The following is an 18,496-nucleotide window of genomic DNA, read 5'->3' on the forward strand; positions in this document are numbered from 1 at the left end:
CGCGACAGGCGGCGTAGTTTAAACAATAACCAGATCAGATAACATGTCAGCAACAGCGCGAAAATTGATCCAGGCCAAAGCATAGGTGAATACCTGTTTAGCGCGGCATGCCTTTATACGCATGCCGATCAAAATTGGCCTTAATTACCTTTTAGCAGGCGCATCATATCTTCTTCGGCCTGCTCATCTTCTACTTCATCATCAAGTGCGATGCCCAGCGCTTCCATCAGTTCGTCGATGCGATCTAAGGTTTGATCCAGCCAGGCCTGATCTTCGCCGCTGAGGGTTTCACCGTTTTCCAGGCGATCCAATAAGGTATCCAGACGTTCATCATTTTCCAGCTTCGCCAGCTCTTCTTGTGGCGTCAGACGAACTTTCTCCGCTTTTGGCTTCGGTTTGGCAGCGGGCTTCTTCGCCGGCTGGGTTTTACCATCAGCAACGAGTGCAATAGGGGTTTTGCTGCCCAGGCGCGGATCCTGAACCTTTTTACCCTGGCCTTTGCCAGCAGTTTGCGTTTCTGGATTAGCACGGCTGCCAGATTTGTGGCCGCTGTGCTTTTTGTCGCGTTTGCGATCGCGCGCTTCCTGATTGAGGTCTTCACGCGATTTGCGTTTGGCTTTCGCAGCAGGTTTGCCACGCGGGGCTGATGCAGGTTGCTTCATGGTGTCCGGTCTCGGCGATGCTTTGTGAGTTCAGTATAGAATTGCGGCGAAATCTAGCAGAAAGTAAGCAAAGAAAAAAGGCGATAGCCTGTGCTATCGCCTTATTTCGCACCTTCATCCGAAGGAAACACGTGATAAATCCTTTACGGCTCACAACGTCCCGGTTGCTCCCTCGCCACATCGCTCCTGCGATTATTCCCTTTCCCTGTCCGATTCCTACCTGAATCGCTTCCTGCCATGCTCTTGGTCATCCCCGACGCTCCTGAGCTCATCATCCTGATGGGTGCTGCCGTGCACTGACAACAAATGTAGACTAATGGGTAAAATGAACAAGTGAGACTTGTCTCTAATTAAGAGCGGTATTTCCCATAAACAAACCAAGCTATTGAAAAATAACCTTTAAACTAAAGATTAACTTTCAATGAAACGGTAATAACTGGCAGTAAAAATCCTAGATCTCTTACAAAATGGCGTGTTAAGACGCTATCGGGCACTTTTGCGCCATTACAGGTATAATCAGCCCCATTGCCCGATTCATTTTGCTGGAGTTTCACTTTGTCTGCTTTGAACTATCACATGACCCATTTCATGCTCAGCGCCCCTGATATTCGCCACCTACCGGCGGATGTGGGTATTGAAGTTGCTTTTGCCGGGCGCTCGAATGCAGGCAAATCCAGCGCGCTGAACACCATTACCAATCAAAAAGGTCTGGCTCGTACCAGTAAAACGCCAGGTCGAACTCAGCTAATTAACCTGTTTGAAGTGGTTGAAGGTAAATGTCTGGTCGATTTGCCCGGTTACGGCTATGCCCAGGTGCCGGAGGAGATGAAACGTAAATGGCAGCGCTCGCTGGCAGAATATCTGCAAAAACGTCAGGCGCTGAAAGGGCTGGTGGTATTGATGGATATTCGCCACCCGCTGAAAGACCTCGATCAGAACATGATTGAATGGGCAGTTCAGAGCCAAATTCCAGTGCTGGTGCTGCTTACCAAAGCCGATAAGCTGGCATCTGGCGCACGTAAAGCGCAACTCACCATGGTGCGTGAGGCCTCGCTGGCGTTCAATGGCGATGTCCAGGTGGAAATGTTTTCTTCACTGAAGAAGATGGGCGTTGATATTGTGCGCAAGAAACTGGATAGCTGGTTTAACGAACTGGAGCCAGCACAGGAAGGCGACGGCGAAGAGAGCGAAGAGTAATTTCGCAACGGCTTTTGAGAGAAAGCCCAATAAAAAACGCCCCAGTCATAAATGACTGGGGCGGCTAAATATTCAGCCAAATCCGATTACGTGAAGTAAAAGGTCTGAAAGATAGAACATCTTACCTCTGTACCCTACGCGATAAACTCTACCTGATTTTCTGCGCCCTACAAAGGGTTTTTTGTTGCTAACTTTCAGAGTTTGGCATCTTTTTTACTAAGCTCATCACACTTTCACGCGTGCGATGTAGTTTAATTACTAAAAAAATGCTTAGCCGTTAGGCAGTTACAAAACGCGTATCCTGAAGGCCGCTTTGCGACGTGGCTGAACCGATTAAGTAAACTTTTTTCTTATGATGGTGTCAGCGGCTGACATTTGCCGCTGACTGGCAGCATCAGTGTGCCTCATCCCAGTTATCACCGGTTCCAACTTCAACCTGCAACGGCACATCCAGCTTCATGCTGTTTTCCATCAGTGCACGGATGCTCTTTATCGCGCCGTCCACCGCATCGCTGCGGATCTCAAACACCAGTTCATCGTGGACCTGCATAATCATCCGTACGGCATCGTCCTTTTGCTCTAACAGCCAACCATCTACCGCAATCATGGCACGCTTGATGATATCTGCAGCCGTGCCTTGCATTGGGGCGTTGATTGCAGCGCGTTCGGCAGCTTTACGACGGATCGCATTGCTGGAGGTGATATCCGGCAACCATAGACGACGACCATCGAGCGTTTCGACATAGCCTTTTTCGGCTGCTTTTGAACGCGTCTCTTCCATATAGCGCAGCACGCCCGGATAACGTTCAAAGTAGAGGTCCATGTATTTCTTCGCCTCGCCCGCGCCAATATTCAACTGACGTGAAAGGCCAAAAGCGCTCATCCCGTAGATCAGCCCAAAGTTGATGGCTTTAGCACTGCGACGCTGCTCGCCAGAAACCTTACTGAGCGTGACGCCAAACACTTCTGCCGCAGTCGCACGGTGGATGTCTTCCCCTTGTGCAAAGGCCTCCAGCAAGCCTTTATCTTGCGACAGATGCGCCATAATACGCAGCTCAATCTGTGAATAGTCCGCAGCAACAATAATATTGCCCGGCCCAGCAATAAACGCCTGGCGAATACGGCGGCCTTCTTCGTTGCGCACAGGGATATTTTGCAAGTTAGGATCGGTGGAAGAGAGTCGCCCCGTCGCCGTTACCGCCTGATGATAGGACGTATGCACGCGACCCGTTACCGGATTGATCATCTGCGGCAGCTTGTCGGTATAGGTCGATTTTAGCTTGGAGAGACCGCGATGCTCGAGGATGACCTTCGGCAACGGATAATCCAGCGCCAGTTCGGCCAACACTTCTTCACTGGTGGAAGGGGCGCCACCGGGGGTTTTTTTCGTCGGCTTAATACCCTGCTTTTCAAACAGAATGGTTTGCAGCTGCTTAGGTGATGAGAGATTAAATGGCTCGCCCGCCAGCTCATGAGCCTTTAGCTCCAGTTCCGCCACGCGGGTGGTAAGTTCCTGAGAGTGTTTTGCCAGAATGTTTTGATCAATCAGCACGCCATTGCGTTCAATGCGCGAGATGACCTTTAACAAAGGCATTTCAATCTCTTCAAATACCTTCTTCGGCCCGGCTTCAGGCTCCAGCTTCGCCCAAATTTTCAAATGCAGTTGCAGGGTGACATCCGCGTCTTCAGCAGCATAGTGCCCTGCTTGCTCAATGGCGATCTGGTTGAAGGTGAGCTGGTTTTTCCCTTTTCCTGCGATCTCTTCAAAGGTCACCGTTTTATGGTTCAGCCAGCGTGCGGCCAGGCTATCCATATCATGTTTACCTCCCACGCTGTTGAGGCAATAGGACTCCAGCATGGTGTCGAACTTGATGCCGTTCAGCTCAATATCGTAATTCTTCAACACGCCGCGATCATATTTAAGGTTCTGCCCAACCTTTGCCGCTTTGCCATCTTCCAGCAAGGGTTTCAGCTGTTTCATTACCTCGCTACGGTCAAGCTGGTCTGGTGCATCAAGATAATCATGGCCAACCGGTAGATATGCCGCTTCTCCCGGTGCAACGGCAAATGCAATACCAACAATGTTGGCACTGAGCGTATCCAGTGAATCGGTTTCCAGATCGAAAGCGAACAGCTCGGCGCTTTTCAGCTTCTGCAACCACTCAGCAAATGTCGCCTCATCGAGAATGGTAACGTAGCCATCCGCGGAGAGTACGCTGGTGGTTTCCACTGCAGGTGTGGCAGGCTCATTAAGCTGGGTTTTCTGGGCCTGAATATTGCTCTTTTTACCCTGTAGCCAGGATCCATCCTGCAAATCAGCGATCCAGCGTTTGAATTCAAACCGGCTGAATAACGTTTGCAGTGCGACCACGTCCGGTTCATTGACCGTAAGTTGATCGCAGGTTAGGTCAAGTTCAACGTCAGTTTTGATCGTTGCCAGCTGATAAGAAAGGAAGGCCACTTCACGATTCTGTTCCAGTTTCGCCGCCATGGTTTTCGCACCGCGGAAGGAGAGCTCGGCCACTTTGTCGAGATTATCGTAAATTGATTGCATCCCGCCCAACCCCTGCAGCAAGGCTTGGGCAGTCTTCTCACCCACGCCCGGCACGCCAGGGATGTTATCTGAACTGTCACCCATCATGGCGAGAAAATCGATAATCAATTCCGGTGGCACGCCATATTTTTGCTCAACCTCTTCCGGACCTAGCACGGTATTCGTCATGGTGTTAATCAGCGTAATCGCCGGCGTCACCAGCTGCGCCATGTCTTTATCACCGGTGCTAATCAGTACCGGACGACCACGTTTTTCCGCCTGCTGCGCCAGCGTACCGATGACGTCATCTGCCTCAACGCCAGATACCGCTAACAGCGGCAGGCCCATCGCTTTCACCATTTCATGCAGAGGCTCAATCTGCGCACGCAGATCATCCGGCATAGGTGGACGATGCGATTTGTAGTGCTCAAATAACTCATCGCGGAAGGTTTTTCCTTTGGCATCGAAGACCACAGCCACATGGCTGGGTTGATACTGCATCAGCAAGCTTTTGAGCATGTTGAGCACACCGTACATGGCGCCAGTTGGCTCGCCCGCACTGTTCGTTAGCGGCGGAAAGGCATGATATGCACGGTATAGATAAGATGAGCCGTCGACCAGAATCAGGGGGTTTTCTGCAATTTGCGCCATAGGTTCGTATTTTCTTCGTTGCGATGTTGAGGGCTATAAGGATGCCACAACCGGAGGAGAATGTTGAATGCGCTCAGAGATGTCAGGATCTTTTTCATCGTTACGCGGGGCCGATCGCAAGGATCGGGTTGTGGATAAGTTTGTGCGTAAAAATCATAACGTATTGTTATTTCCGTTAATTGTAATTATATTTATTTCACAACCTGATTAAAATCAAATAGTTATTTAGTTTTTGCGACTTAACGCACCAAAATGAAAAGACGATCGTCCATGTGGATATTTAGTGAAGGGGAATAATCGAGACGAGAGAATAACAAGGCGATATATAAAATAAAAATGCCGACAATGTCGGCATTTTTATTAGGCTAAATTACTTCTTTTCAACCAGGAACTTCACTACGTTGGCGTAATCGGCAACGAAATTGTCCATTGAGCTGGTGTCTAACCCACCGTTGTTAACCATGTATTTGCCGTTAACAAAGATCGCTGGCACACCTTGAAGATTGACATCCGCAGCGGCTTTCTGTTGCTGAGCAACCAGCGCTTTTACTGCGAAGCTATTCCACGCAGCATCGTAATCTTCAGAAGAAATACCGGCTGCTTTAATAAAGGTCTCTTTCAGGCTCGCTGCATCGGTCACGGTTTGGGTCTTCTGAATACCGTCGAATATCGGTGCAGTTACTTTGCTTTCTACGCCCAGCGCCATTGCAACAGCCCATGCCTGAGTAACGATTGGACCGAATTGGCCACCAAGGAAATCAACGTGGTATTTCGTCACTTTAGTGTCAGCCGGCAGGTTCTTTTTCACTGCATCGCTCACGTGATAAACGCGTTCGAACTGGTAGCAATGCGGGCAGAAGAAGGAGAAGAACTCCAGAACCTGCGGCTCACCTGCCACTGGTTTTGGCAGAGTATTAAACTGCTTACCATCAGTGAACTGTGCCGCTGAGGCGCCAAATGCCAGCATTAGACCTACCAGCGCAAACATGATCTTTTTCATCGTGAAACTATCTCCTGAGTACTTCATTAATATTGCGGGCTAAGCTGCAACGGCGGTTCGTGTAACAGCCTTTCCTGCTCGATAAATAATCCAATCTGCCGGCGCCAAAAATCCTCATCTGTCATCCAGGGAAAGGCGCGCGGAAATGCGGGGTCCTGCCAGCGGCGTACCACCCAGGCCAAATAATAAACCATGCGCATAGCGCGTAAAGGCTCAATCAGTGACAATTCATGTAAATCGAAATCGCCGAATTCATTGTAAGCTTCCAGCAAAATATCCCATTGAATCAACTGTTCCTGACGATCGCCATTGATCAGCATCCATAAATCCTGCACTGCCGGTCCGCTGCGCGCATCATCAAGATCGACAAACATTGGGCCTTCACGCCACAAAATATTGCCGGGATGACAGTCGCCGTGCAACCTGAGCGGCTGCCATTCGGTGTGCCAACGCTGCTGCAGTGTCGCGGCTAGCTTATCAACGGCGGCAAGCAGTGAATCTTTGAGAGAAGTCGGTACTAATGCGCTTTGCTCCAGCTCACAACGCGGTTGAAGTACATACTCTTCCAGTCCAAATGTTGGGCGCTGTTGAAACGGACTTTGTCTGCCAGTTTGATGAATTCGCCCAAGAAAGCGGCCAACCCATTCCATCTGTTCCTCATTGTCAGTTTCATACTGCCGCCCACCCAAACTGGGGAAGACCGCGTACATAAATCCGGCATGATGATTAAGCGTGCTCCCCTTGAGGCTCAGCGGTGCGGCTACCGGCACTTCATCGGCCAACAGATCATGAGTGAATTGATGTTCTTCAAGGATTTGTTGTTCACTCCAGCGCTGCGGACGATAAAATTTCGCCACGTAGCGTCGCTTCTCATCATCGCTAAATTGATAGACGCGGTTTTCGTAGCTGTTGAGGGCGGTTAAGCCTGATTCGACACGCAGACCCGCGTCCCAAAGAGCATCTAGAATGACATCGGGATTCAGCGTCTGGAAATTAAAGGCGGCTTCGCTCATCATTTTGCCTGTGTATTACCTTTGCTATTAATGCGCAAGGATAACACTACTCATCATCCTTAATCACACCGCGTGCTCGTAATAGCGCGGTTTTGAAGTCCATTTCATAATCCTTTTTTAGTCCGGGGATCTCTGCATCACTACCTGCTTCTCGCATTTTGAGATGGTAAATCAATACATCATCCGTTAATTCACTTAATGGGCCACTGAAACCAGATTCTTGCGCCAGTTTTTGTAAAAATGCCAACAAGTTGAGATCGGAATCCTTTTGCCATGCAGGCTGCAGGAGTTCAAGCAGTTCATTTAGACGGTGGTATTTCATCATGGATTCCTTTATGCAAGTGGTACGCTGCCGCTATGTAAGTATCGTCCAGAATGAAGCAAGGAGACGAAGATGACAGCATTTACCGGCGTGATCCTCGCAGGTGGGCAAGGCAACCGTATGGGTGGACAGGATAAAGGGTTGCTGGTGCTACAGGGACAACCGCTTTATCAGCACGTTTTGCGGAAATTGCGACCGCAGGTCAATATTGTGTTGATAAGTGCCAACCGTAACATTGATCGCTATCAGGCAAGTGGTTGTCAGGTTGTTACAGATTCAATGCCGGATTATCCCGGACCGCTGGCCGGCATGCTCAGCGGACTGCGCCACAGTAAAACTGAATGGGTGGCTTTCTCTGCTTGTGATACCCCGTGGCTTCCACACGATTTTGTTGCTCGTTTATGGCAGCAACGAGGGACAGCACCTGCGGTGTGGGTGAAATCTTCACAGCGCGACCATCCGGCTTTGGCACTGGTCAATTGCTCGCTAGCGGATGAGCTTGAGGCCTGGCTGCTGCGCGGTGAGCGACGTCTCATGCAGTTTTTACGTGAGCATGGTGGACATCCAGTTGAATTTTTAGACCCAGAATCATCCTTCCGTAATATTAATACGCCGGACGATTTAGCAAATGAGGAAACTTTGCCATGAACGTGCCTTTACTGGCATTTACTGCCTGGAGCGGAACCGGGAAAACCACACTCCTTGAAAAAGTCATTCCGCTGCTAAAGGCGCAAGGAATACGATCGGGATTGATTAAGCATACGCATCATCAAATGGATATTGATACGCCGGGAAAAGACAGCTATTTGCTGCGCAAGGCTGGAGCGGATCAGGTTATTGTCGCCAGTAATCAGCGATGGGCTTTGATGTCTGAAACGCCTAATCAGCCACTTAATCTCGTGGCATTAGCATCCAGAATGGAGCTTTCCACGCTGGATTTGGTACTGGTCGAAGGCTTCAAAGATGAGCCGGTACCTAAAATTGCGCTTTGGCGGCGTGGTGTTAAGGGAGAGATTGAAGATTTACTCGACAGTCATGTGATCGCAATCGCCACTGACGAAGATTTAGAGATCAAATTGCCTCTTTTAGATATTAACCAGCCGCAAAGGGTTGCTGATTTTATTGTTGAATGGCTGAAATAATATGGAGATAGATGTTGTTTTAGCTGTTTTTGCTATTCCCTGGACGTAAAAAAGCCCTGAACGTCAGTTCAGGGCTTCTTCACTTATTTAATGCCTGGCAGTTCCCTACTCTCGCATGGGGAGACCCCACACTACCATCGGCGCTACGGCGTTTCACTTCTGAGTTCGGCATGGGGTCAGGTGGGACCACCGCGCTAAAGCCGCCAGGCAAATTCTGTTTCGTTCACGAAGCCCTGTCAGGCACCGCAAACCAATCCATAAACAAGCTGAAAATCTCTGGTCTCTCTCACCAAAACGCCTCTGGCGTTGTAAGGTTAAGCCTCACGGGTCATTAGTACCGGTTAGCTCAACGCATCGCTGCGCTTACACACCCGGCCTATCAACGTCGTAGTCTTCAACGTCCCTTCAGGACTCTCAAGGAGTCAGGGAGAACTCATCTCGGGGCAAGTTTCGTGCTTAGATGCTTTCAGCACTTATCTTTTCCGCACTTAGCTACCGGGCAGTGCCATTGGCATGACAACCCGAACACCAGTGGTGCGTTCACTCCGGTCCTCTCGTACTAGGAGCAACCCCCCTCAATTCTCCAGCGCCCACGGCAGATAGGGACCGAACTGTCTCACGACGTTCTAAACCCAGCTCGCGTACCACTTTAAACGGCGAACAGCCGTACCCTTGGGACCTACTTCAGCCCCAGGATGTGATGAGCCGACATCGAGGTGCCAAACACCGCCGTCGATATGAACTCTTGGGCGGTATCAGCCTGTTATCCCCGGAGTACCTTTTATCCGTTGAGCGATGGCCCTTCCATTCAGAACCACCGGATCACTATGACCTGCTTTCGCACCTGCTCGAGCCGTCACTCTCGCAGTCAAGCTGGCTTATGCCATTGCACTAACCTCCTGATGTCCGACCAGGATTAGCCAACCTTCGTGCTCCTCCGTTACTCTTTGGGAGGAGACCGCCCCAGTCAAACTACCCACCAGACACTGTCCGCAGCCCGGATTACGGGCCTACGTTAGAACATCAAACATTAAAGGGTGGTATTTCAAGGTTGGCTCCACGCAGACTGGCGTCCACGCTTCAAAGCCTCCCACCTATCCTACACATCAAGGCTCAATGTTCAGTGTCAAGCTATAGTAAAGGTTCACGGGGTCTTTCCGTCTTGCCGCGGGTACACTGCATCTTCACAGCGATTTCAATTTCACTGAGTCTCGGGTGGAGACAGCCTGGCCATCATTACGCCATTCGTGCAGGTCGGAACTTACCCGACAAGGAATTTCGCTACCTTAGGACCGTTATAGTTACGGCCGCCGTTTACCGGGGCTTCGATCAAGAGCTTCTCCTTGCGGATAACCCCATCAATTAACCTTCCGGCACCGGGCAGGCGTCACACCGTATACGTCCACTTTCGTGTTTGCACAGTGCTGTGTTTTTAATAAACAGTTGCAGCCAGCTGGTATCTTCGACTGGCTTCAGCTCCGGGAGCAAGTCCCTTCACCTACGCGCCAGCGTGCCTTCTCCCGAAGTTACGGCACCATTTTGCCTAGTTCCTTCACCCGAGTTCTCTCAAGCGCCTTGGTATTCTCTACCTGACCACCTGTGTCGGTTTGGGGTACGATTTCGTGTTACCTGGAGCTTAGAGGCTTTTCCTGGAAGCAGGGCATCAGTTACTTCACCACCGTGGTGGCTCGTCGTCACGCCTCAGCCTTAAGACACCCCGGATTTACCAAAGATGTCAGCCTACACGCTTAAACCGGGACAACCGTCGCCCGGATAACCTAGCCTTCTCCGTCCCCCCTTCGCAGTAACACCAAGTGCAGGAATATTAACCTGCTTCCCATCGACTACGCTTTTCAGCCTCGCCTTAGGGGTCGACTCACCCTGCTCCGATTAACGTTGAACAGGAACCCTTGGTCTTCCGGCGAGCGGGCTTTTCACCCGCTTTATCGTTACTTATGTCAGCATTCGCACTTCTGATACCTCCAGCATGCCTCACAGCACACCTTCAACGGCTTACAGAACGCTCCCCTACCCAACAACACATAGTGTCGCTGCCGCAGCTTCGGTGCATGGTTTAGCCCCGTTACATCTTCCGCGCAGGCCGACTCGACCAGTGAGCTATTACGCTTTCTTTAAATGATGGCTGCTTCTAAGCCAACATCCTGGCTGTCTGTGCCTTCCCACATCGTTTCCCACTTAACCATGACTTTGGGACCTTAGCTGGCGGTCTGGGTTGTTTCCCTCTTCACGACGGACGTTAGCACCCGCCGTGTGTCTCCCGTGATAACATTCCTCGGTATTCGCAGTTTGCATCGGGTTGGTAAGCCGGGATGGCCCCCTAGCCGAAACAGTGCTCTACCCCCGAGGATGAGTTCACGAGGCGCTACCTAAATAGCTTTCGGGGAGAACCAGCTATCTCCCGGTTTGATTGGCCTTTCACCCCCAGCCACAAGTCATCCGCTAATTTTTCAACATTAGTCGGTTCGGTCCTCCAGTTAGTGTTACCCAACCTTCAACCTGCCCATGGCTAGATCACCGGGTTTCGGGTCTATACCCTGCAACTTAACGCCCAGTTAAGACTCGGTTTCCCTGCGGCTCCCCTATACGGTTAACCTTGCTACAGAATATAAGTCGCTGACCCATTATACAAAAGGTACGCAGTCACCCCATAAAGAGGCTCCCACTGCTTGTACGTACACGGTTTCAGGTTCTGTTTCACTCCCCTCGCCGGGGTTCTTTTCGCCTTTCCCTCACGGTACTGGTTCACTATCGGTCAGTCAGGAGTATTTAGCCTTGGAGGATGGTCCCCCCATATTCAGACAGGATACCACGTGTCCCGCCCTACTCTTCGAACTCACAGAATGTGCACTTTCGTGTACGGGACTATCACCCGGTGTCGTGCGACTTTCCAGACGCTTCCACTAATGCACAAACTGATTCAGGTTCTGGGCTGCTCCCCGTTCGCTCGCCGCTACTGGGGGAATCTCGGTTGATTTCTTTTCCTCCGGGTACTTAGATGTTTCAGTTCCCCGGGTTCGCCTCGCAACACTATGTATTCATGTTGCGATGATGCACTGGGTGCACCGGGTTTCCCCATTCGGACATCGTCGGCTGTAGCGGTTCATATCACCTTACCGACGCTTTACGCAGATTAGCACGTCCTTCATCGCCTCTGACTGCCAGGGCATCCACCGTGTACGCTTAGTCGCTTAACCTCACAACCCACAGGCGTTTTGCAACGCTTGGGACTGCAGGCATTGAGAGACTCGAACATGTTGTTATTCATTTCTTATTACGGAGAAATGAACCAACACGTCGTTTCAATTTTCAGCTTGTTCCGGATTGTTAAAGAGCAGTATCTCAAACATGACGGTTACGTCAGTTTTGAGATACGTCGTGGAGACACCTTTCACCTGTCACCAAGCAAGTGGCGTCCCCTAGGGGATTCGAACCCCTGTTGCCGCCGTGAAAGGGCGGAGTCCTAACCGCTAGACGAAGGGGACACGGTAGTGTCACGACTTCGCAGCCGTCTTGCTCATTACTTTTCTATCAGACAATCTGTGTGAGCACTTCGCGGGAAGGTATCTTCAGGTAAGGAGGTGATCCAACCGCAGGTTCCCCTACGGTTACCTTGTTACGACTTCACCCCAGTCATGAATCACAAAGTGGTAAGCGCCCTCCCGAAGGTTAAGCTACCTACTTCTTTTGCAACCCACTCCCATGGTGTGACGGGCGGTGTGTACAAGGCCCGGGAACGTATTCACCGTAGCATTCTGATCTACGATTACTAGCGATTCCGACTTCACGGAGTCGAGTTGCAGACTCCGATCCGGACTACGACGCACTTTATGAGGTCCGCTTGCTCTCGCGAGGTCGCTTCTCTTTGTATGCGCCATTGTAGCACGTGTGTAGCCCTACTCGTAAGGGCCATGATGACTTGACGTCATCCCCACCTTCCTCCAGTTTATCACTGGCAGTCTCCTTTGAGTTCCCGGCATTACCCGCTGGCAACAAAGGATAAGGGTTGCGCTCGTTGCGGGACTTAACCCAACATTTCACAACACGAGCTGACGACAGCCATGCAGCACCTGTCTCACGGTTCCCGAAGGCACCAAAGCATCTCTGCCAAGTTCCGTGGATGTCAAGAGTAGGTAAGGTTCTTCGCGTTGCATCGAATTAAACCACATGCTCCACCGCTTGTGCGGGCCCCCGTCAATTCATTTGAGTTTTAACCTTGCGGCCGTACTCCCCAGGCGGTCGACTTAACGCGTTAGCTCCGGAAGCCACTCCTCAAGGGAACAACCTCCAAGTCGACATCGTTTACGGCGTGGACTACCAGGGTATCTAATCCTGTTTGCTCCCCACGCTTTCGCACCTGAGCGTCAGTCTTTGTCCAGGGGGCCGCCTTCGCCACCGGTATTCCTCCAGATCTCTACGCATTTCACCGCTACACCTGGAATTCTACCCCCCTCTACAAGACTCTAGCCTGCCAGTTTCGAATGCAGTTCCCAGGTTAAGCCCGGGGATTTCACATCCGACTTGACAGACCGCCTGCGTGCGCTTTACGCCCAGTAATTCCGATTAACGCTTGCACCCTCCGTATTACCGCGGCTGCTGGCACGGAGTTAGCCGGTGCTTCTTCTGCGGGTAACGTCAATCGGTGAGGTTATTAACCTCACCGCCTTCCTCCCCGCTGAAAGTACTTTACAACCCGAAGGCCTTCTTCATACACGCGGCATGGCTGCATCAGGCTTGCGCCCATTGTGCAATATTCCCCACTGCTGCCTCCCGTAGGAGTCTGGACCGTGTCTCAGTTCCAGTGTGGCTGGTCATCCTCTCAGACCAGCTAGGGATCGTCGCCTAGGTGAGCCATTACCCCACCTACTAGCTAATCCCATCTGGGCACATCCGATGGTGTGAGGCCCGAAGGTCCCCCACTTTGGTCTTGCGACGTTATGCGGTATTAGCTACCGTTTCCAGTAGTTATCCCCCTCCATCGGGCAGTTTCCCAGACATTACTCACCCGTCCGCCACTCGTCACCCGAGAGCAAGCTCTCTGTGCTACCGTCCGACTTGCATGTGTTAGGCCTGCCGCCAGCGTTCAATCTGAGCCATGATCAAACTCTTCAATTTAAGTTTGATTTGCTGCAACAAGTGCAGCGATGCTCATCTGTAAAACGTCATAATGAATTTCATTATGTGTTCACTCGTGAGGCTTTGATATTTTTTTACGTCCGGAGACGCTGATATCAATCCTGCGAGTGCCCACACAGATTGTCTGATAAATTGTTAAAGAGCGTTGCGAGCAGCGGGTTAACCGCCTGTCGCGAGGTGGCGTATATTACGCTTTCCCTCTTCAGAGTCAAACACTTTTTTCAGCGCTTTCATCCGGCGGGATGAATTTCTTCACTCCCTGCTGAGCCGCCTGCGTTGCCGCTTTGCCGTCTCAGTGGTGGCGCATTATAGGGAGTTATTCGGAGCTGACAAGCATTTCCTGTAAAAAAATAACTGAGCGCCTCTTTTTTAAACGAACGCGTTAAAAACAGACATTTCTCGCTGAAGAATCAGTCAAAATCGCCAATGCAGTGACATAAATCAGCGCCACCACCTTAAACTCCAATGCTATTCTGTTTAGCCAAATGCAATTAACTTTGTTGTAGGCTGACAATTATTAGAGAAGGATTTTCAATGATTCGCTCCGCGCGCAGTATGGCCGGTTTGCCCTGGATCGCCGCCATGGCGTTTTTCATGCAAGCCCTCGACGCCACCATCCTTAATACTGCGCTTCCCGCTATTGCCACCAGCCTTGAACGCTCTCCACTCGCCATGCAATCCGCCATCATCAGTTACACGTTAACGGTAGCGATGCTGATCCCGGTAAGTGGCTGGCTGGCCGATCGCTACGGCACACGCAAAATCTTCATTCTTGCCGTTTCGCTGTTTACCTTGGGTTCACTGGCTTGTGCCTTATCTGGCTCACTGAGCATGTTGGTGATTTCACGCGTGATACAAGGGATTGGCGGAGCAATGATGATGCCCGTCGCGCGCCTGGCACTGCTGCGTGCTTATCCGCGTAGCGAACTGCTACCCGTTTTGAACTTCGTCACTATGCCGGGTTTAGTTGGACCGATTCTCGGCCCGATGCTCGGTGGCTTGCTGGTAACCTACGCCAGCTGGCACTGGATATTCCTGATCAACATTCCAATCGGCATCGCAGGCATCTTTTATGCGCGTAAATATATGCCAGACTTCACCACGCCAAAACGTCGCTTTGATTTTTTAGGCTTCCTGCTGTTTGGTTTGGGCCTTGTGCTGATTTCCGTTGGCATCGAACTGTTTGGCGAGCGCGTCGTGTTGCCATGGCAAGCCGTATTGGTGTTAGTAAGCGGTATTGTGTTACTGCTTCTTTATATTGTGCATGCACGGCGTCATGCAGCACCGCTGATCAATCTTCCCATGTTCAAAACCCGCACCTTCTCGGTCGGCATCCTTGGCAATATTGCCTCACGTCTGGGTACAGGTTGTATCCCCTTCCTGATGCCGCTGATGTTACAGGTGGGCTTTGGTTATCCTGCGATAATCGCAGGATGCATGATGGGACCAACCGCGATTGGCGCAATACTGGCTAAATCCACGGTGACGCAAGTGCTTCGGCGTCTCGGTTATCGCCGTACGTTGGTTGGCATCACAATGATTATCGGTGTACTCATCGCGACGTTCTCATTGCAATCACCGGGCGGGAGCGTAGTTATGCTGCTGGCAGCGCTATTGATTTTGGGTATGGCGATGTCGACACAGTTCACCGCAATGAACACCATAACGCTCGCAGATTTGAATGATGAGAACGCCAGCGGGGGGAACAGTGTGCTGGCAGTCACGCAGCAGCTGTCGATCAGCTTTGGTGTGGCAGTTAGCGCCGCGGTGCTGCGTTTTTATCAGGATTTCGAGACGACCACCGTGCAGCAATTCCACGCCACCTTCCTAACGATGGGCGTTGTCACCGTGTTGTCGGCCTTTACCTTTATGATGTTGCGTCCAGGCGATGGCCGAAATCTCATCGCCAACCGCGAGAAAAAGAAAAAAGCGGTTTAAACCGAACCACGTTCTACCAGCTCCGGCGTCAGCACCAGCGTTTGCTGACTGGCGTCGGGATCGCTCATGCGATGTATCAAGGTATCAATCGCCAGTTCGCCGAGCTCATCTTTCGGTTGATGGACGGTGCTGAGCGGCGGCGTCAGGTAACGCGCCAGCTCGATGTTGTCATAGCCCATCACCGCAATATCCTGCGGCACACGCAATCCAGCCTGAAACAAGGCGTGATAGACGCCAACGGCCATCGCATCGTTGCTGGTAAAGACCGCTTCAGGCAACGAATCTAAAGTCAGTAATTGATTCATGGCGTTAAAACCGCCCTGAAACTCAAAATCACCATCAACGACATAGCCCGGCGGTACCAACAACCCGCTATTAACCATCGCTTTATGGAAACCCTCAAGACGCAAACGCGCCGGGGTTTTATCCTGTGGACCCGCAATACACGCGATGCGCGTATAGCCGCGATCGATCAGATGCTGGGTAGCCAGTTCGCCGCCGAGCAGGGCGTTATCCTGAATGATGTCACCCCGTCCTTCAAACGGTGCCCAGTCCATCATCACCATCGGCACCGACGGATAACGATTGAGGATCTCCGCTGAAGGCAGATGCGTTTCGGTACACATCATTAGCAAACCATCGACACGCTTTTGCATCAGCGTTTCGAGGCTGCGGTTCATGCGTTCTTCATCACCTTCGGTATTGCACAGAATCAGGCTATAGCCGCGTTCGTAACAGCTGTTTTCCACGCCGCGCACCACTTCGGAGTAAAACGGGTTGCTGCTGGCGGTCAGCAACATGCCAATGGTGCGCGTTTGCTTAATCTTCAGGCTGCGCGCCAGCGCGGACGGCGCATAGTTGAGTTCGCGAATCGCCTGATCGACCTTTTCCCGCACCTGTTCGCTAACAAAGCGATTGTTATTGATGACGTGCGAAACGGTGGAGGTCGAGACGCCCGCCAGGCGGGCGACATCTTTCATGGTAGCCAAGCGCTTAACCCTGTTGTTGCAGGAAGGCGTCGATCTCAGTGCGCCACGGCACTGAGGGCTGCGCGCCTGGACGCGTCACCGCAATCGCCGCGGCGGCATGGGCGAAACGCACGGCATCATGCATCGCCACACCTTCCAGACGCGCGGTGATAAACGCACCGTTAAAGGTATCGCCCGCAGCGATGGTATCGATGGCCTGCACGCTGAAGCCCGGAATACGCACGCCGTTTCCTTGTTCACTCAGCCACACGCCGCGACGGCCTAACGTGATTAATACGGTAGCAATACCTTTGGCATGCAATGCCTGCGCGGCACGCGCTGCGTCTTCATCGTTCTTTACCGCGATGCCGGTGAGAATTTCTGCTTCGGTTTCATTTGGCGTGATGATGTCAATCAATCCGAGCAGCTCATTAGAAAGCTGTGTAGCCGGCGCGGGATTGAGAATGACCTGGGTATGCTGCTCACGGGCAATTTTCGCCGCCGCCAGTACGCTTTCCAGCGGTGATTCCAGCTGCATCAGTAACGCATCGGCATCGGCAATTACCTGCTGATGGTGTGCAACGCGAGCCGGCGTCAGCGCTGCATTGGCGCCGGAATAAATGCCGATATTATTTTCGCCTTCGCCATTCACGAAGATCATCGCCACACCGGTGGCTTCATCCGCAACGATTTCGACCGGCGCAGTATCAATGCGATCCTGCTGCAGCTGCTGACGAATGCGTGCGCCAATATCATCGGCACCGACGCAGGCAATAAAGGCAATGTCAGCACCGGCACGGCCAGCGGCCACCGCCTGATTGGCCCCTTTGCCGCCAAAGGCAATTTGATACTGTTTCCCGATCACCGTTTCGCCCGGACGTGGAAAGTGGGTGAGGTTAAGGATGTGATCGGCATTAATGCTGCCGAGAACGGCCAGTTTTGCGCGTTTGCTCATTGGGATTCATCCAGAAAGATGCGCCACCGGGAAGGTGGCGCGTTGCCCTGCTTTTCTTTACTTATTATTTAGTCACCAGCTTCAGGTCAACCGGGTTCACCGACTGCACCTTCTCGCCTTTCAGTACTTTATCGGCGGTCTGCACGCCAATCACGCCAATTTTGTCTGGCATCTGTGCCACAGTAGCGGTCAGTTTACCCGATTCTACCGCTTTCACGCCGTCAGCAGTGCCATCGAAGCCCACCACCAGCACGTCGGTTTTACCGGCCGTTTGCAGCGCACGCAGCGCGCCCAGCGCCATTTCGTCATTCTGTGCGAACACCGCCTGCACATCCGGATGGCCCTGCAGCAGGTTCTGCATGACGTTCAAACCTTTAGTACGGTCAAAGTCAGCAGGCTGGCTCGCCAGGATGTTGAATTTGTGCGCATCTGCCGCTTGTTTAAAGCCTTCGCCACGCTCGCGCGCCGCAGACGTACCGGCAATGCCCTGCAGTTCAATGATTTTCGCGCCATCGCCCAGCTTTTTAGCGATGAAGTCACCGGCCATTTTGCCGCCGAAACGGTTGTCAGAAGCAACGTGGCTCACCACGGTACCTTGCGCAGCAACACGGTCCAGAGTGATCACCGGAATGTTCGCCTGGTTCGCCATTTTCACCGCGTTGCCTACCGCATCAGAATCGGTTGGGTTGATCAGCAGCAGCTTGGTGCCGCGTACGGTCAGATCCTGCACGTTCGCCAGCTCTTTCGCCGGGTTGTTCTGCGAATCCAGCACGACAAGGTTATAACCCAGTTGATCAGCTTCTTTCTGTGCGCCATCTTTCAGTGACACAAAGAACGGATTATTCAGGGTTGAAACCACCAGAGCAATGGTGTCCTTGGCCATTGCGCCAGCACTGAGGGTGGCGCCAAGAATGACGGCCAATGCAGTTAACTTTTTCATTTTTAAATCCTGTGTGAAGGT

The 18,496-nt window shown here is 51.8% G+C and carries 13 protein-coding genes, 1 tRNA gene and 3 rRNA genes; 4 read left to right on the forward strand and 13 right to left on the reverse strand.

Going from position 1 to position 18,496, the window contains the following annotated elements; translation table 11 throughout:
- Positions 1-140: 140 nt before the first annotated feature.
- Positions 141-662 carry a Der GTPase-activating protein YihI gene (gene yihI / locus AC07WB_RS19345; RefSeq protein WP_097095539.1) on the reverse strand — a complete coding sequence of 174 codons (522 nt, stop codon included), beginning with the start codon at positions 660-662 and terminating at the stop codon, positions 141-143.
- A gap of 555 nt (positions 663-1,217) precedes the next feature.
- On the opposite strand from yihI, the gene yihA reads away from it, so the two are divergent.
- The gene (gene yihA, locus AC07WB_RS19350) at positions 1,218-1,859 is read left to right on the forward strand and encodes a ribosome biogenesis GTP-binding protein YihA/YsxC (protein ID WP_345827678.1); all 642 of its coding nucleotides are present in this window, start codon (positions 1,218-1,220) and stop codon (positions 1,857-1,859) included.
- Between the two features lie 72 nt (positions 1,860-1,931).
- On the opposite strand, the gene spfP is transcribed toward yihA, so the two are convergent.
- The 5 genes from spfP to AC07WB_RS19375 all read right to left on the reverse strand — a co-directional run bounded on the left by spfP (position 1,932) and on the right by AC07WB_RS19375 (position 7,378).
- Entirely contained in the window at positions 1,932-1,979 is a 48-nt protein-coding gene (spfP, locus tag AC07WB_RS19355; protein ID WP_071892919.1) for a small protein SpfP, read from the reverse strand.
- Positions 1,980-2,253: 274 nt separating this feature from the next.
- Positions 2,254-5,043 carry a DNA polymerase I gene (gene polA / locus AC07WB_RS19360; protein ID WP_494941035.1) on the reverse strand — a complete coding sequence of 930 codons (2,790 nt, stop codon included), beginning with the start codon at positions 5,041-5,043 and terminating at the stop codon, positions 2,254-2,256.
- A 370-nt stretch (positions 5,044-5,413) separates the two neighbouring features.
- Positions 5,414-6,043: a thiol:disulfide interchange protein DsbA gene (gene dsbA / locus AC07WB_RS19365; RefSeq protein WP_097095536.1), complete on the reverse strand. Its 630-nt coding sequence runs from the start codon at positions 6,041-6,043 to the stop codon at positions 5,414-5,416.
- 26 nt (positions 6,044-6,069) lie between these two features.
- On the reverse strand, positions 6,070-7,056 hold the full coding sequence (locus tag AC07WB_RS19370; RefSeq protein ID WP_494941036.1) for a serine/threonine protein kinase: 987 nt from the start codon (positions 7,054-7,056) through the stop codon (positions 6,070-6,072).
- 46 nt (positions 7,057-7,102) lie between these two features.
- The gene (locus AC07WB_RS19375) at positions 7,103-7,378 is read right to left on the reverse strand and encodes a YihD family protein (protein ID WP_494941037.1); all 276 of its coding nucleotides are present in this window, start codon (positions 7,376-7,378) and stop codon (positions 7,103-7,105) included.
- A 72-nt stretch (positions 7,379-7,450) separates the two neighbouring features.
- Between AC07WB_RS19375 and mobA the strand changes: the two genes are divergently transcribed.
- Together mobA and mobB are read left to right on the forward strand one after the other, a co-directional pair.
- Positions 7,451-8,026 (forward strand): molybdenum cofactor guanylyltransferase MobA, encoded by a 576-nt coding sequence (gene mobA / locus AC07WB_RS19380; protein WP_494941038.1) that lies wholly within the window; start codon positions 7,451-7,453, stop codon positions 8,024-8,026.
- A complete protein-coding gene (gene mobB, locus AC07WB_RS19385; protein WP_097095532.1) occupies positions 8,023-8,520 on the forward strand; it encodes a molybdopterin-guanine dinucleotide biosynthesis protein MobB in 498 nt (165 codons plus the stop codon). The genes mobA and mobB overlap by 4 nt, the downstream gene beginning before the upstream one ends.
- A 92-nt stretch (positions 8,521-8,612) precedes the next feature.
- Here mobB and rrf read toward each other — a convergent pair.
- The 4 genes from rrf to AC07WB_RS19405 form a co-directional block, all read right to left on the reverse strand.
- Positions 8,613-8,728, reverse strand: a 5S ribosomal RNA gene (rrf, locus tag AC07WB_RS19390).
- A 102-nt stretch (positions 8,729-8,830) separates the two neighbouring features.
- Positions 8,831-11,735 (reverse strand): 23S ribosomal RNA (locus tag AC07WB_RS19395).
- Positions 11,736-11,948: 213 nt separating this feature from the next.
- Positions 11,949-12,023 (reverse strand) — tRNA-Glu (locus AC07WB_RS19400).
- A gap of 89 nt (positions 12,024-12,112) precedes the next feature.
- Positions 12,113-13,653 (reverse strand): 16S ribosomal RNA (locus AC07WB_RS19405).
- Together the 16S, 23S and 5S rRNA genes with 1 tRNA gene alongside form the textbook arrangement of a ribosomal RNA operon.
- Positions 13,654-14,208: 555 nt before the next feature.
- Here AC07WB_RS19405 and mdtD point away from each other — a divergent pair.
- On the forward strand, positions 14,209-15,612 hold the full coding sequence (mdtD, locus tag AC07WB_RS19410) for a multidrug transporter subunit MdtD (protein ID WP_097095531.1): 1,404 nt from the start codon (positions 14,209-14,211) through the stop codon (positions 15,610-15,612).
- Here mdtD and rbsR read toward each other — a convergent pair.
- The 3 genes from rbsR to rbsB form a co-directional block, all read right to left on the reverse strand.
- Positions 15,609-16,601 carry a ribose operon transcriptional repressor RbsR gene (gene rbsR / locus AC07WB_RS19415; protein WP_370659788.1) on the reverse strand — a complete coding sequence of 331 codons (993 nt, stop codon included), beginning with the start codon at positions 16,599-16,601 and terminating at the stop codon, positions 15,609-15,611. The two genes, mdtD and rbsR, sit on opposite strands and share 4 nt — an antisense overlap.
- Positions 16,602-16,605: 4 nt before the next feature.
- On the reverse strand, positions 16,606-17,535 hold the full coding sequence (gene rbsK / locus AC07WB_RS19420) for a ribokinase (protein ID WP_494941039.1): 930 nt from the start codon (positions 17,533-17,535) through the stop codon (positions 16,606-16,608).
- Positions 17,536-17,599: 64 nt separating this feature from the next.
- Positions 17,600-18,475, reverse strand: coding sequence for a ribose ABC transporter substrate-binding protein RbsB (gene rbsB / locus AC07WB_RS19425; protein WP_097095528.1), 876 nt, complete (start codon positions 18,473-18,475; stop codon positions 17,600-17,602).
- Positions 18,476-18,496: the final 21 nt, after the last annotated feature.

It is taken from the genome of Pantoea sp. GW821-FHT03E06 (assembly GCF_059420725.1).